The sequence below is a fragment of the Providencia sp. PROV116 genome, assembly GCF_028482485.1.
GTDB lineage: Bacteria > Pseudomonadota > Gammaproteobacteria > Enterobacterales > Enterobacteriaceae > Providencia > Providencia rettgeri.
The window spans coordinates 1-14,382 of record NZ_JAMPQO010000034.1 but is presented as its reverse complement, the minus strand read 5'-3'; the positions used below and the strand labels follow the sequence as shown (position 1 = coordinate 14,382).

The following is a 14,382-nucleotide window of genomic DNA, read 5'->3' as shown; positions in this document are numbered from 1 at the left end:
GTAACTATGCCTCGTTACAGAATTGAATATACAAAACGGTTTCAGAAAGAGCTAAAGAAAATAGATCGATGCCATCAGAAAATCATACAGAGCTATATTGAAAAAAATATAGATAACAGCATTAACCCTCGATTAATCGGTAAAATATTGAAGGGGGATAAGGCTGAATTTATCCGTTATCGCATAGGCGATTATCGTTTAATCGCAACCATTGAAGATGAACGATTAGTCATACTCGCATTGTCTATTGGTCATCGAAAAGATGTCTATAAACACTTTTAACTTCCGCTCTATTATGGCCAGTCATTGATTCGCTCAAGACTAGCCATGAAATATTCTATTTCGGTAGTCGATGTTACTAAAAAGATAACTATTCTTAGAATAGACTCATTCAATTTGTCACTACATAAGCATGTAGGGTGTAAGTTTAAAATATAACATGTAACGTTTACCGCACATTGGCTCGAACACACTGATATAGCCATTTTTTTCAATTATCGTGCTGTAATCACCGATGATAAGATTTGCCATTAGCTGGCTGATATGAAATGGCATAAAAAATTGCCCCCATGTCCCTTCGCCTAGCTCAAGAGACATAAACATCGCTCCTAAAAAAATCAGTGGCTTGTTGATCTAAGGCATTAACACAAATAGTAAGTATTTGGCGAATAAATCTAAATCGGCTCTTTCATAACGTACAATCACGTTAAAGTAAGTTTGTTCCAATTCAGTGCACTGTTTCACATTGTTTTCTAATGAAACCGCAGCAACATGAATAAAATCCCAAAACACGTCTACACGACTGTGATAACGCGCCTTTTGATTAAATAATTGAATAAAATCGGTGTGAAAATCGCGGTTTGACTTAGGGTTCATCGTGGTTAGGTTGACTTTTTCGCCTGTTTTTTCGGTCTTTTTTTGTACCTTACTGGGTGACTCTGCGGTGACAGGAGGTTCTATTTTCGAGGATTAACTTAAACCACATCAAAAAAACTCAATTGTGACATATCGATGTTCCAGAACTGCCCTTAAAAAGGGGCAGTGAGTTAACTTAAATCCACGATTTACGCAGTTCTAAACAACGCATAAATTGCCCCAAACACTGGTTATTCATTGTAGGGATGCGAACGGGCTGTTTGCCTTTAAGTTGTTTGTCGATATGTCACGACATTTCCAGATAGGCTGGCTTAATATCACTAATAGCGATATCGTGACGCACGGCCCGACGTTTTGACACAACGGGCATTTGGGACTTTACAGGGTTGGCAGCATATACAATAATATTTGCGTTCATAGGAGCTACTCCTTTGAGTGAGCTGATGCCATGAGTTCCTGTGCTAAAGTATCTCTCGGCTCGGATTAAGCAGGCGTAAGCCTGCTTTTTTCATTGTTGTGCCAGCAGTCCAGCACAACGCACACGCGAAATAATTTGCGCGTGAGATAGCGTTGAAACATCCCTAAACGTGAAATAACGTCCGTCCAATTTGACAAAAATATCAGTCTCGTTCCCTAAAACCATCTCTTACAATTTAAATGATTCTGTATTGTTGTTGCCTTATCAATCCAATGGGGCATAACGGATAACGCATCCATAAACTGTATTAAGATAATTTCTGTCGGGGCTGTTTTAGCAGCTTGCTCTCGCCCTACCCAATACATCATTTCCGCGCTTTGCGGAAACCCATTCGTAAAACGAATAGCGCTGGAGTGTAGGCGGCAGCTCGAGGACATAGGGCCGCCGTAGGAGCCCATAAGGGATTATTGTGTTTTTATGATGAATGAATTTTGATTTAAACTTTTGCTCAAAAAGTGCAATCTCATTATTTTTACCACTTAAAATCAGCTACATGTAATCCCACCCTGTATAGCCTCATCTATTTTTAACAAAACGGACTGTTTTCACACTCAAAAGCTAACGAGGTATACTCGTTTTCCGAGAGACAAAGGGTGATGCCGCTGTTTAAGGAAAGCTATCAACAATTCATTTAACTTTGATTATTGTCTTTTTATTAACTTGTTGTCATTCATGACTAAACAGGCGACTTCCAACTTCCAATCTATCAGTCGTCCATTTATCGTTAAAGCATTAAATGAAAGTAAATATCTCATCGTCTTTGAGGCGTGATTTTGGCCTTTTCGCATTCGAATCACTTTCAGAGCGATAGCCAATCGTAGTCATGACTACACTCTCTAGGTTCTTTTCCTTTAAATTTAAAATATTATCAATTTCTTCCTTGTTAAATCCTTCTATAGCAGTTGTATCTATCCCTAGTGCGGCAGCCGCAAACATAAATTGACCTAATGCAAGATATAGTTGTTTGCTTTCCCAGTTTTTAAGTTCTTCTGAGCTACTATTATTTAATTCAACAAAATAGCGACGCCCTTTATCCATCTCTTGAGCAATGTCTAGATTTTCAAATCTATTGTCATTAATTTCGGTATTGGTTAAATGCTCTAAATATTCATTATCCATTGACTTCCTTATACAAAAAACAATGGTATAAGTAGAATCGGCTATTCGACTATGATTAAAGTCTAACACGCCCGACAATAGCAGATTAGGGTTATTTTTATTGTTTATAATAAAAAAATGCCAAGGCTGAGAGTTCACTGATGATGGGCTGTTTCTTAATACAGTTAATAGTTTTATTAAGTCACTTTTTGAAACTTCTTTTGAACCATCGTAGTGTTTTGTTGTGTATCTTTTTTCGGAAATACTTGCTATATCAACTTCACTCATAAAACTAATCCTTTATTTTTCAAGAACAATAGATAAAAACTACTAACTGCGTGTTTACTAAATAACATAGCAGATAGAAATATTTTATTGTTATATATCACTCTATGACTCGTAATTTTAACTGTTGCACTTTAACAAAAATTATTACCTTAGAGTTATCAAATACTGCCATTTACTTCAACGGCTATGTAGATTAAATTCATAACCTCATGGCTTAATCATAATTAATTAAAAACACAAGATTTTATTATGTTATCGCTATTTTAATACTCAACCCACGCTATTGCATAAACGTACTGTTATCCTCTATTTCACCCTGTCTCGCTAGCAACCTAAAATAGCTCGAGACACGTAGCTAAAAATGCCTCTTTAACGTCCTGACTGACGGGATAATAATAGGCTGCATACCCTTCTCGAGGCACCGCCTTATAATAATCCACATAGATATCTTCACAGGCTAACCACGTTTCTCGATCACTCTGTGAAATTTCATTCGCGGCAATTGCTGAGTTAATCACCGTTTCTTTTGAGTGCTCACCGCGCATCATTGATAGCAAACTGTCTTCAGTTTCAAGTAAAACTACATTCCATTCGTTCATCGTCAACACCCTTTCAACCGATTAATTTATTGGGAATGGTATAATTATCCAGTAATTGTTCACCGTATGATCGGGTATCGATATCTTCATTAAAATCCAAGAGAACCAGAGCCGACCACAACGGGGCAAAATCAAGGTATCAAGGGCGGCAAGATAGCGATTTTTTGACGGTATTTCGCGCTTGTCATCAAAGGATAATACAAACGTAGAGTGCAAATCCTTTGCGGTTATAGCGTTTTTATTCCCCGTAAAAAATCGAATTAACGCACTCGCATAGAGATACCGTTTTTGGTATTGCCCTTTTTGTATTTTATTTTCGACAAAGAGAATAGCTTTTGCAGCGGCATATTGACGGTCATTAAAGGGTACAAGGGCTAAATGGTTTGGAATAGTTGTCATGATTATTCACACTGCCCTTTTCAGGGCAGTGTCTCCAGTCTGATTATTGTGCGTTATCGGTGTTGTGAGTGTCAGCGTTTACATCGAGAAAACAGCGAGGCAACCAATGCGTATCTTTGAGGGTGTTTTCAGCCAACTCCGCAGCATCCCCTTTCTTCATTTTGACGGCTTCAAGGACTTTATCTGATGCGCCTGCCTCGGCTAAACAATCGCTGATTTGGTCTTTACTGATACGCCCAAAGAAATTGGCTTTTGTTGGCTGCCACCACTGGCGAAAATCGAAGGCAATCGCCTGCTCAATTGGACGCAAAGCTTTAGCTAACGTGTTATCGTGCGGAGCATGATGGTTCACTTCACTTAACGTTTGCGCGGAACAAAACGCCAGTAATGCGACTAAATCCGCTTGCTCCCATGACAACAACCATGAGAAATCGGCTTGCCACGCGTCAGGGAGACGCGCTGACCATGACTCAAATTGCGTATTGAGTAATTGCAATGCTTCACTGTCTTGGGCGGTCGGGGCATTTTTGAGTAACTCCTCCTGAGAAAGCGAGAATTTAATGTTAAATGCAGTTTTGGCATACAATGAACCAAACACCTGAATACACGCATCGTGAACCAAAATCGCCAGTGCCACATTCGGATGCTGAGTCAGAGCTGCTTGAACCGCTAAGGTGCGCTCAGAAGAGAGACCTTTGCACAACGCTGCGCTATAGGTAGAAACTGTCTCAACTTGCGTCGTTGATTGCTCACTCACACTTTCAGTTTCGCATTCCGCTTCACTGCACTGTGGCTCTTGCTGTGCTAAGTCAATGACGCCACGGATGACACACGGTTCTCCATCACAGTCAAGATAGACCACTACGCCTTTTGTTGCTTTTCCATCAACTGTCCACGCCTGATTTTTGGTACGGTCTTTAATGTCTTCGATTTGCTTTTCGCAGTCTGCCACTGCTTGACAAAGGTCAGCTTGTTCATTTTCATCATTGGTTTCCCATGATTGCTGGCGTAAATCTGTTTCACGAGCACGTAATTCAGCCAGTAAATCCGCAAATTCAGGGGGAATGACCGCCTCGGGCGCATGACTGAGTGACAAGGTTTCCCCGTCATTACCGTAAAAGCTCGGACGCTCTAAACGTGCAGTACCGAACTGCCAACCCTCAATATCCGCTAACAGTTCCGCACACGCAGTGAGTTTATCGAGTGCCAATTTTTCTAATAGTGGGGCGTTTTCAATAAATCCTGTTTCGGTAAAGAGGTCAATTTCAAGGGTTCCCCCTGCTTGCTGGTAGGCATCCAACCCCACAAACTTCACCAATCGATTATTTTCGACAGCGGTTTTCGTTTCTTCAACCGCTTCACGTAAGTAACGTGGCTCTTTTTTCCACCCAATAGCATTGTTCCATACCATGACTTGACGGTCGTGGTCAGGCGTTCCGGCTAATGCTTGCAGTTGGTAAAGGGTGATATTGTCCGCATCCAATTCGGCTAACAGCTTGGGAGCCATATTTGCTAAACGCAGACATTTTTTCACGTGGTGAGTGCTGAACCCTAATAAGTCACCGATTTCAGCTGCATTTTTACCTGTTTTTTGTAGCTCGATAAAAGCATGAAGTTGGTCGGCTGGATGCATAGCTTCACGTTGGCTGTTCTCCGTCAGGGAAATAATCAGCGCATCGGACTCTGAGACCACTTTAACAGGCACAGGGAAACTCGACGCTAAATGCCCTTTTATCACCAATTGTTGTAACGCGAGTAAACGACGTTGACCCGCTGCTACCCCATAGACGTCATTGTCCATCGGGTAAACCACCAAGTTTTGTAATATTCCAACCGCTTGAATACTGTCTGCCAGCTCTGACAAGGCTTTTTCATCGATTGGTCGTTTACGCACATTGAGTTCACTCTGTACCAATGCCGATAACGGCAATACATGCGCTTCCACACTGTCCAATGCCTGATAAATCGCGTCGGCCTGAGCCGATTTTGCGCCTTTTTTCGCTTTACGTTGTTTTGGGTTAATGATAGTTTCTAATGTAGACATATTATTCAATCTTATTAGTTTATTGTGTCTAAGCTAAGGGAGGCTCATTAACTCCCTTAGCACCCTAAGATGCCTGAATAAGTTCAGGACGCAGATAGAACATGTTGTTTAAGTTGTCGCTAAAACCAATCGGATACCCATCTTTCATAAAAATACTGTTGGAATCGTATGCATCACTGTACAGCGTGATTTCTTCGTCGTATAACTCCGGTGAAATATTCCCCTCGAATAAATCCAATAACCGTGTTAACGGCGCAATGTAATGCAATAAATCCGCTTTCTGTTCATGCGTCAGTAGGGTTTTAACCCTTCTTTCGTTAGATTCTGGAGCTGCAAGGTTTTGATGTGATGACATTTTTGAATCCTCCTCGGTGTTAATGATTTCTTTCATTGAGTTCCTCCGCTGCAAAGGCCGTACATAGCCGAGACGAGGAAGGAAGCAAGGGCGGAAACAAAATTGTTGGAAAGCGCAGCGACAAGAATTTTGTTGGAGTGCACTTTACGCTTGCTGTATGACGAGACGAGGCTATGTTTTAGGCCAAGCGGAGGGGCTCGATGAAAGATTAATCACACAGGTGAAGAAAATGGCAGCACCCGACTTGCAGCGAGAGAAGCGAACGGCAAGTCGCTATTAACGCTTAGCGCAGCTAAGCAGTGAACCAGGGGCGGTCCCGCAGGGAGCTGCACCCCTGCCCTTTGCGCCACGTTGAAAACGGTAAAAGGCGCAGCGGTTGACCTTTCAAGCCGGTTGTCCCCATTTTCCACATTTGGCGAACCAGTGAACACGCCCCAAACAGGCGCGAGAACGGGAGTGTACGGGGAACCTGCGCCAACTGTGTGTAAATGGGGTCAATCCGGCGTTCGGCTTAAGCCTGGCTCAATGCCAGCATTAAGCCGTTGCACCGAAACGCAAAAAAGGAGTACCCACAAAATCAGTGGATAACTTGAAATAACCAAGTTAATAACAGGGATAATAGTTTGATTTATGAATGATTACCAAAGGTGCTCAAATAATAACCACACCATAATTAACATTTTACGACAGGAATGTCAGAAAATTGAGTTGTCCATCGAGGCGAAAGAAATTGCTGCTTCATTTTCCATAAATTGGTTGCACTTGAATACCCTGCTCTGTAAACCAGATAGCATCTTTTCCTCGATTAATCTGGTAAATCGTCTGCATCAGTTCACCAATTTTACTGTATTTCACATTCGGAAGCCAAAGTCGGTCAAACAAAATGACTGCGCCTGAATAATATTGCGCGTATCTTGTGTAGGATAAATGAGTGTTTGGGCTTCTTGCTGATAATAATGCGACTCATGATGAGAAAAATGGTTACTCTGCACCCACAATATCACTAATCGACAATACTGTTTTTTCTTCACACAGTTTTTCTGCTGCGCGTTCGGCAAACGCACACACCGATTAGCGAAGTAACTCGTAACCCACCACTTTATGGCCAAGCGAACGTGCGCCAATAATTTGAGCGTGTAACATCTTAGCGGTAAGACATACCGTGCTTGCCGGTGAAGGATATCAAAAAAGTTATACCGTATCTCTTGTTATTACTGGCTTTTTAAAAGATTTTTTCTGTTCCCCGCAAAAAACAACCCCCTTGTTCGCCAAGATATCACCGTCAAATAATCAAGCGTAATATTTCATTTTGCGCACTTAAGGGCAATATTTACTTGTTATACGCACAATTTACATTAATAATGTAAAAAAACAAGCAAGGGGCAAAAAATGTCAATTTTAGATCAAATACTAATAATTGGTCAGCGAATGAAAGCTGAACAAATTTCATTAAAAGAATCTATTGCTGAAGTAAATACAATTAAAGTTACTGATAAACAAGTAGATGGTCTGGACAGGCTTATATATAACCACTGTTTAAACAAAACAGCTCTGGCTGATTTTTTTGGAAAATCTCGCAATACATTCTCAAAGATAGTGACTGAAATGCAGGCTAAGAAAATCATTGGCGAACCTATTTTTCAAAATAAAAACCATCTTTATACACGATTCGACGTTCAAATGATCATGGAAGAACTGGGAGCCCATCGTTACTCGGATATGTATAAGCCAAGAGTCATCGTCATAGAAAACCATAAAGGTGGAACAGGAAAAAGTACAACTACAGCCACAATTGCAACAGCTGCTGCATTAGATCTAAACCTAAACGCCCGCTGTTGCATCGTAGACTTAGACCCTCAAGGCTCTATCGGAAATAATCTTATCCGAACCACTAATGATGACGATATTTATCTAACAATTACCGATGTTTTGCTGGCTGAATACGAGCCCGATGGTGATTATTCTCAATATATAGCAGCAGGTTATTCTGAGGCAGATATCATCGCTAATATTCCATTCAGTACTCATCTTCCGAATATGGATGTTATTACAGCATTTCCCACAGATGATAGATTCACTGATCTATACTGGCGCTTAAGCAAAGATGAACGAAATAAGCTTCTCACTCGTTTTAGAGATATTGTCGTTCCTGTTCTAAAAGAGCATTATGACCTTATCTTTATAGACACCCCACCACAAGACTCGCCAATCATATGGTCAACAAATGAAGCTGCTGATGCACTACTAGTGCCAATAACACCGCGTGAGTATGACTTTGCTTCCACAACAAATTATATGCTAACGATTGGTGCACGTTTACAGCAGCTACCATCTAGAGGAGAAAATATCAAATGGATGAAGGTACTAGCTGTTAATGTCGATGATAAAAGCCAACATGAAGTTCGAACATTAAACAAGCTTGTACGTACCGTACAAGACAAGTTCATGACAACTAATATAAAACATTCAGAGGCTTTTGTTGCAGCAGCAGAAAGGGGCAGGACAGTCTTAGATATCAAAAAATCAGAGGATTTATGTCCTGCAAAACAGTTCGATATAGCTGAAATGTCAGTAAGTTCGGTATATCAACAATTTATAAATGAAATCAAAAGTTTCTCTGCAAAAAGTGAGTAATCCGCATGACTGATGTAGAAAGAGGCACAAACAAAGATATGTATTTAGGAAATTCGAAGAAAACACGTTTTGAGCAGAGAAATGGACTCCCCTCTTTAAAAGGGGGGAATATCCCCAAAAGAACCTTTACACTGAAAAACGGGCACAAAGTTGATGCTGAACACATCATAGTCTCAGGGGATAAAGTCTCTGAACAAACTGTTGTTCATTATCTTAATCCACGTAACCAGGAAGCATTGGATGAGAACTCCATGGGCGATATTCTGGAACAAATAAAACAACGGGGAGTGGATACTGAAGGTATTGCTATCAGAAAGGATGGTATTTACCACTTAATTGAAGGAAGTCGACGTCGCTATTGCTGCATAAAATTATCTACCGACCTACCATTATGGGTTTTACCAAACGACATATCCAATGAAGATATTTTCTCTATTATTAGTGCTGCGCAAAGTTCTCGAAAACTCTCTTACCGCGAGGTAGGTTTACAGTATCAAAAGCTAATGGAGGATAATAACTTCACAACTAATGAACAATTAGCTCAATATATTGGTATAAGTACTGAGTCAGTTCGTAAACGTATTCAGGCAGCATTAATTGATGTACGTCTAGTTAATTTATTTCCTGACTGCGAAGGAATACCTAATACATTCTATGCCCGTCTTTCTAAACTCCAAAGTAATGCACATAAAGAGGGCATAGATTTAGCAGTACTATGCAAAGAGGTCAGAGATAATCGTAAAGGCCTAGTAATTGAAAATATCCAAGAAACACAAAAAAATATATTAGACGATTTATCAAATATTTTAGAGTTGATGACAGACAAAACTAAGCCCGCCTCAGCATGGAAAACCTCTGATATTGTCGAATTCAATAATAAGGATCAATATGCCCGTATTAGCTACAGTGGAAACGGTAGAAAAGTACGTTTTGAGTTTAATAGGCTTAATCAAACCGTTATTCAAGAGCTTGAACGCTTGATAAAGCTAAAGCTATCTAAAATAGTTCAAGAAAAAAGTAAAGAATAAAAAAACAATGTGACTACGCCTTGCCGTAAATGGCGAGGTGTTCCATTTACTGAGCCAACATACCATAAAATAGCATATCGAAATCAATGGTATTTCGCCAAAACAACTAATAAAATTAAACTAATATAAACAATGCATTATAGTTTTATTTTCATTTTTTTGTAATAAAACAACCCCCTTGTTCGTCAAAAATTACACAGTATTTACTCTATCCAACATACTATTAAACTTTACATTTAGGTAGAGAGTATTCGACATTATAGTCAAACTAGCTAGTGATAAATCACCCTTGCCAGATATAGTCGGGGAGGGGATATATCGACTGATAGCCTAAAGACGACTATTTGATGAGTTTGTAGCTGCTGTTGGAATTGCAAAAAAAGGAATATTGTCAGACAACCGGATATTTTAACCGTAAGTTGCTTTACTATCCCGATACAATAGCATTAAGATATAATTATAATATTCCTACGAGCTTAGTTGTTTGAGATTCGCTTGTGAGCATAAGCAGTTTTAGATAAGCGTAAGGTACTGTCAATAATTGGCTTGATAAGTCCTCTTTTAATAGCAAGAAGTCATCTTGAAGTGTCTTCAACATCGTCAACCAATGTACCTCGGAACTGTTTTTGAGAAAAGAAGAAATTCGAACATTAATTGTCGCCTATATGCTCACCATAAAACCCATTGAGACAATAATCTACTCAAAAAGCAAGGCATTAATTGTTTTTGAAAAATATTGCCACGTGCCTGCTCCCCAACTTAAAGAGCGAGGCTTCCCAAATCTTAGATTGCAAGCGTCGATATGACGGATTCACGCTACACTCGCATGTGTTATGACCATTATTCAGACTCTGCAAAATTAAAGTGAGATTATTGAAATTTGAATATCACAGGCCACTGCATATTTAATAATATTACGGATACTCGCGTTATCAAAATTCGACTCCATACGAGTGATAGTTGAGTGATTAACACCCAATTTTTTAGTTAAACATGCGTTATTGCACCATTCTGTTAGCAGAGCTTGAAATTTTTCTTTCTATAGTTCTTCTTCATAATCGGCCCAATATTGAGATTTTTTTCATTCATTCACTGTACAAATCATTGTGCTTATTTATCATTCAGTATCCCTTGCAATCTTGCTTTTGCGATCTCAAATTCTGTTTTTTGTATTTTTTATGAAAATCAGCAATATATAAATTATTTTTCCTTTATGATATACCCAAAGCCCTCGATCTAAATCATTCCTGATACTTCTGAGTTCAAATAATACATCCCTAAGAGGTTTAGTTTCTGTTTTCTGTAAAATATGGGGATTTCATTCCATTTTCTGCACTATACGATCATATTTAACTTTTATTTTAATGGGTAAATCATTGGCTTCTTTTTCTACTTCTTTGTGGTATTTGACTGTATGCATATCCCCCTCTACCAATTTGCAATTAAATGCAATTTATAAAGGATAAAAAAATCTAGTTAAGTAGTTGAGAAATACATTTATCCATGTGGATAATTGATGCAATCAATTGATTATCGATGAACTTAATAGAAAGATTATTTTTTAATCTCATTAACTTCTAACAAAGGGAAAATCTGAAAATTTTGTAGTCCATCGAGGAGAAAAAGCTGCGGCTTCATTTTCCACAAGGCGGATTGCGATCGAATCACCTGAGCTGTAAACCAGATAGCACCTTTTCAACTATTATTCTGATCAATCGTCTGTATAAGTTCATCTATCTTGTGAATCCGAGGGCACTCTCAAATAAATTCAGTTGTACTTGTCCTGAAGGGGAAAATTCACTGAGCGATATACCGCTTTTACTGTATTTTACACTAGTTTTGATAACTTATTTTTCACTATCGCTAAAGGCTGATTAGCTTTTATCTATGTGATACTACTATCTTATTTCAACGTTAAATTAACGCCAAGCGCTTTGATGACAGTCTGAATTTCAGCCTGTGATGATATATATTTAATTGATGCCATTAGTTAAATTCTAATATTTGAGTTATATTGTTTGGCATATCATTTGAGTATAACTATATGAAAGGTATGAGTGTAGATCGAGAAACTTATCATGTTACTTATGTGCATTCAGTAAATGATAAGGTATCGTTAACGCCATTTATAAAAGATAAAACTTAAAATGTAAGTTAGATTATAGTGTAAGCATCAATGTCATAGGGCTAATAGGGGATGCAGTAAAACCATAGTATTCATAAAATTGTTTTGCTTTATCATTCAAAGCATGAACAAGTAACGCACGAACCCCAGTATTTTCAGCAACAGTTCTAACTCTAACAACAGCATCCTGTAATAAAGAAGCACCTAGTTTTCTTCCCTGAGCACGTAAATCGATTGCTAATCTTCCAAGTACAATAACTGGAATTGGCTCAGGCATATTTCGACGAACACGTCCTGTAGCTTCATTGTGTGAAATTGCTCCAGTTGCTAATGCATAATAACCCCAAACATGTTGATATGAATCTGCAATAACAAAGGTTCGACTGGCTCCATTCAAATGGTTAGATAGAGCCCTACGCTTTAGCCAATCATCTAAAGATAATTCGCCACAAAAAAATTCATCTAGTCTATGAGATGATGATAATGGTTTAGGAGTTGATAGTTGCAGATTCACTATATTTCCTTCCATGGTATTTCTATTGACATTAAACGATCTAGACCAGGGTTACTATTAACTGGAGCATCAAGTAATAAATTAAATTGCTGAAATTTTTCATTATCTAATTGGAAAAAAACTTGATCTAGCAATATTGCTTGCGCTCTTTCACAAGCGACTTCAAGCATAAAATCAGATCGGTTCTTACCAAGAAGACTAGCAGCCTCATCGATTAAGTCTCGTTGTTCAGGTAAAGCCCGAAGATTAATTGCAGCATTACGCATGACTATAACTCCTATATACAAATACACAATAGATATACGGTAACTTGATGTGTATCTATTGTCAACACTCTCGTATGTGGCATATAGGTACACACCAATGAGATATGCTAAAAACCATCAATTCACTATCAATGCTATAGCCTATATGCGATACTTTTAAAGAGATAATTTAAATGGGGACTGTTGCAAAGTGTCACTCAAGTTCACTAATTGGAATTATTTAGAATTTCAAGGTTTATGTTAAATTGGGCGCGCAATGCGCCCAATTTAATGCTCAAAGTTTAACGACATGAATGAATCCGAGCTATGTCAATATGCCTTGTTTATGCTTTCCCGCTGTGATTATGGGAAAGCAGACCTATTTGCTCGAATGAAACGGCGTATGTATGAAAAAAAATGAAGGTATTATTGATGAGCCTTTAATTGAATTAGTGCTTGAAAGGCTAAGTGAGCAATATTTTCATGATGACGACCGTATCGCGGGGCTATTAATGCAAGGTTATTTCCGTAAAGGGTATGAACTATTGCGGATAAAACAAGAAATGCGGCAGAAAAGTTTCACTGAAACGGTTGTGGAAAAGTATTTTGCCACTCTAGATGTAGATTGATTTGAAAAGGCCGCATTGGTTCGTTGGTGATAACCTTCCTCATAATTTCAAATAAAAAGAAAACAAATCAGACGCTTAAAGTATCCAGTTTTTTTCGCGATATGATTTATGAGTTATTCAATGGTTAGTTTTTATATTATTAATTTATAAAATTAATTAATTTTCAATTGGTTAAAATAAAAGATAAACATGGTTTTTGACGTTGCTTATTTTAGATTAATCAGTGAATTGTGAGTTCGATCTTTCTTTTATTAATTTAATGTTAACGTTAACATATCTTTAATTATATACTACCATCCATGTTCTTGGCAGCTCACTTCAGGATAAATCAAGAAAGAGAAGAAAAAGCGCTAGCAATGATGTTTGTTGGTTTAATTCAAATAGGTATTAATATGAAGATGTTACCGTTATCTGCGATTGCAGCAGCTTTTATCATCCTATTCCCTTTGGTGGGGGATGCTCAAACAGATTTAAGCCTTATTGAGGCAAGGCTAGAGGCGTTAGAGAAAAGAGCTGAATTGGCAGAACGACGTGCCGAAGCTGCTGAACTGAAAGCAGAAAAGCTCGAACGAGTGATGAATATGCATGAAACGACCAAACAACCCATATCAACCGTTGTTAAGGAGCCTATTTCCAATACAAATGTACCAAGGGAGAGTGAAGAAAAATCAACATCTGGGATCCAATACCACAATGATTACGGTGAACTTAAGCTTTATGGTGATGTTGAGTTCAATATGGATGCGGCGAGTCGTCAGGGACAAATTACGTCTGTCAGAACGGCTCTTGGGAAAAACAACCAACCAAATAAGAGTGATAATTGGGCTATTAATGGACGGATTTTGATTGGGGTAGATGGTAATCATCTGAAAGATAATGGAAATTATGCAGGGTTTTCTATGCAGCCGCTTGCGGATATGACAGGAAAAATGAACCTCGATGACGCCGCTTTTTATTTCGGGCAAAAGGATCGCTGGCAAGTAAAGCTCGGCCGTTACGAAGCTTATGACATGTTCCCATTAGGACAAGATACGTTTATACAGTATTCAGGTAATACGGCGAATGATTTA

22 protein-coding genes are annotated in these 14,382 nt (G+C 38.6%); 8 read left to right on the top strand and 14 right to left on the bottom strand.

The window, feature by feature from the left end:
• Nucleotides 1-6: 6 nt before the first annotated feature.
• Nucleotides 7-282 (top strand): type II toxin-antitoxin system RelE family toxin, encoded by a 276-nt coding sequence (locus PSE72_RS18885; RefSeq protein ID WP_110592934.1) that lies wholly within the window; start codon nt 7-9, stop codon nt 280-282.
• A gap of 120 nt (nt 283-402) precedes the next feature.
• Here PSE72_RS18885 and PSE72_RS18880 read toward each other — a convergent pair whose 3' ends face one another.
• The 8 genes from PSE72_RS18880 to PSE72_RS18845 form a co-directional block, all read right to left on the bottom strand.
• Nucleotides 403-597, bottom strand: coding sequence for a hypothetical protein (locus PSE72_RS18880; RefSeq protein ID WP_110592933.1), 195 nt, complete (start codon nt 595-597; stop codon nt 403-405).
• Nucleotides 598-633: 36 nt separating this feature from the next.
• The gene (locus tag PSE72_RS18875) at nt 634-876 is read right to left on the bottom strand and encodes a hypothetical protein (protein WP_267751294.1); all 243 of its coding nucleotides are present in this window, start codon (nt 874-876) and stop codon (nt 634-636) included.
• 633 nt (nt 877-1,509) lie between these two features.
• On the bottom strand, nt 1,510-1,731 hold the full coding sequence (locus tag PSE72_RS18870; RefSeq protein WP_198633975.1) for a hypothetical protein: 222 nt from the start codon (nt 1,729-1,731) through the stop codon (nt 1,510-1,512).
• 355 nt (nt 1,732-2,086) lie between these two features.
• A complete protein-coding gene (locus PSE72_RS18865; RefSeq protein ID WP_272518376.1) occupies nt 2,087-2,740 on the bottom strand; it encodes a nitroreductase family protein in 654 nt (217 codons plus the stop codon).
• Between the two features lie 332 nt (nt 2,741-3,072).
• On the bottom strand, nt 3,073-3,339 hold the full coding sequence (locus PSE72_RS18860) for a hypothetical protein (RefSeq protein WP_110592930.1): 267 nt from the start codon (nt 3,337-3,339) through the stop codon (nt 3,073-3,075).
• 21 nt (nt 3,340-3,360) lie between these two features.
• Nucleotides 3,361-3,738, bottom strand: a complete 378-nt coding sequence (locus PSE72_RS18855; RefSeq protein WP_272691092.1) for a hypothetical protein — start codon at nt 3,736-3,738, stop codon at nt 3,361-3,363.
• 43 nt (nt 3,739-3,781) lie between these two features.
• Nucleotides 3,782-5,782, bottom strand: a complete 2,001-nt coding sequence (locus PSE72_RS18850) for a ParB/RepB/Spo0J family partition protein (protein WP_272691091.1) — start codon at nt 5,780-5,782, stop codon at nt 3,782-3,784.
• A gap of 64 nt (nt 5,783-5,846) precedes the next feature.
• Nucleotides 5,847-6,137: a hypothetical protein gene (locus PSE72_RS18845; RefSeq protein WP_198635252.1), complete on the bottom strand. Its 291-nt coding sequence runs from the start codon at nt 6,135-6,137 to the stop codon at nt 5,847-5,849.
• Between the two features lie 157 nt (nt 6,138-6,294).
• Between PSE72_RS18845 and PSE72_RS18840 the strand changes: the two genes are divergently transcribed.
• Nucleotides 6,295-6,417 carry a hypothetical protein gene (locus PSE72_RS18840; RefSeq protein ID WP_269814244.1) on the top strand — a complete coding sequence of 41 codons (123 nt, stop codon included), beginning with the start codon at nt 6,295-6,297 and terminating at the stop codon, nt 6,415-6,417.
• Nucleotides 6,418-6,488: 71 nt separating this feature from the next.
• On the top strand, nt 6,489-6,725 hold the full coding sequence (locus PSE72_RS18835; RefSeq protein WP_198642051.1) for a hypothetical protein: 237 nt from the start codon (nt 6,489-6,491) through the stop codon (nt 6,723-6,725).
• Nucleotides 6,726-6,810: 85 nt separating this feature from the next.
• Here the strand turns inward: PSE72_RS18835 and PSE72_RS20005 are convergent, their stop codons facing one another.
• Nucleotides 6,811-6,879 carry a DUF4113 domain-containing protein gene (locus PSE72_RS20005; RefSeq protein ID WP_110593009.1) on the bottom strand — a complete coding sequence of 23 codons (69 nt, stop codon included), beginning with the start codon at nt 6,877-6,879 and terminating at the stop codon, nt 6,811-6,813.
• Complete coding sequence (locus PSE72_RS18830; RefSeq protein ID WP_181420526.1) at nt 6,876-7,019, bottom strand: hypothetical protein; 144 nt, start codon at nt 7,017-7,019, stop codon at nt 6,876-6,878. The genes PSE72_RS20005 and PSE72_RS18830 overlap by 4 nt, the downstream gene beginning before the upstream one ends.
• A gap of 49 nt (nt 7,020-7,068) precedes the next feature.
• On the opposite strand from PSE72_RS18830, the gene PSE72_RS18825 reads away from it, so the two are divergent.
• The 3 genes from PSE72_RS18825 to PSE72_RS18815 all read left to right on the top strand — a co-directional run bounded on the left by PSE72_RS18825 (nt 7,069) and on the right by PSE72_RS18815 (nt 9,799).
• Nucleotides 7,069-7,212: a hypothetical protein gene (locus tag PSE72_RS18825; protein WP_267748342.1), complete on the top strand. Its 144-nt coding sequence runs from the start codon at nt 7,069-7,071 to the stop codon at nt 7,210-7,212.
• A 314-nt stretch (nt 7,213-7,526) separates the two neighbouring features.
• Nucleotides 7,527-8,771 (top strand): ParA family protein, encoded by a 1,245-nt coding sequence (locus tag PSE72_RS18820; RefSeq protein WP_110592926.1) that lies wholly within the window; start codon nt 7,527-7,529, stop codon nt 8,769-8,771.
• Nucleotides 8,772-8,776: 5 nt separating this feature from the next.
• Nucleotides 8,777-9,799: a ParB family protein gene (locus PSE72_RS18815; protein WP_110592925.1), complete on the top strand. Its 1,023-nt coding sequence runs from the start codon at nt 8,777-8,779 to the stop codon at nt 9,797-9,799.
• Between the two features lie 859 nt (nt 9,800-10,658).
• Here the strand turns inward: PSE72_RS18815 and PSE72_RS20000 are convergent.
• The 4 genes from PSE72_RS20000 to PSE72_RS18800 form a co-directional block, all read right to left on the bottom strand.
• Nucleotides 10,659-10,778, bottom strand: a complete 120-nt coding sequence (locus tag PSE72_RS20000) for a helix-turn-helix domain-containing protein (protein ID WP_368924810.1) — start codon at nt 10,776-10,778, stop codon at nt 10,659-10,661.
• A 174-nt stretch (nt 10,779-10,952) separates the two neighbouring features.
• Nucleotides 10,953-11,051: a type II toxin-antitoxin system RelE/ParE family toxin gene (locus PSE72_RS18810; RefSeq protein WP_238563193.1), complete on the bottom strand. Its 99-nt coding sequence runs from the start codon at nt 11,049-11,051 to the stop codon at nt 10,953-10,955.
• Between the two features lie 907 nt (nt 11,052-11,958).
• Nucleotides 11,959-12,453 carry a GNAT family N-acetyltransferase gene (locus PSE72_RS18805; protein ID WP_198633987.1) on the bottom strand — a complete coding sequence of 165 codons (495 nt, stop codon included), beginning with the start codon at nt 12,451-12,453 and terminating at the stop codon, nt 11,959-11,961.
• The gene (locus tag PSE72_RS18800) at nt 12,438-12,704 is read right to left on the bottom strand and encodes a type II toxin-antitoxin system TacA family antitoxin (protein ID WP_198635248.1); all 267 of its coding nucleotides are present in this window, start codon (nt 12,702-12,704) and stop codon (nt 12,438-12,440) included. Before PSE72_RS18800 ends, PSE72_RS18805 begins: the two co-directional genes overlap by 16 nt.
• A 386-nt stretch (nt 12,705-13,090) precedes the next feature.
• Between PSE72_RS18800 and PSE72_RS18795 the strand changes: the two genes are divergently transcribed.
• Both PSE72_RS18795 and PSE72_RS18790 read left to right on the top strand, forming a co-directional pair.
• The gene (locus tag PSE72_RS18795; RefSeq protein ID WP_272520433.1) at nt 13,091-13,312 is read left to right on the top strand and encodes a RecX family transcriptional regulator; all 222 of its coding nucleotides are present in this window, start codon (nt 13,091-13,093) and stop codon (nt 13,310-13,312) included.
• A gap of 392 nt (nt 13,313-13,704) precedes the next feature.
• The coding region (locus PSE72_RS18790) for a carbohydrate porin (protein WP_272691090.1) at nt 13,705-14,382 on the top strand (678 nt) is incomplete at its 3' end.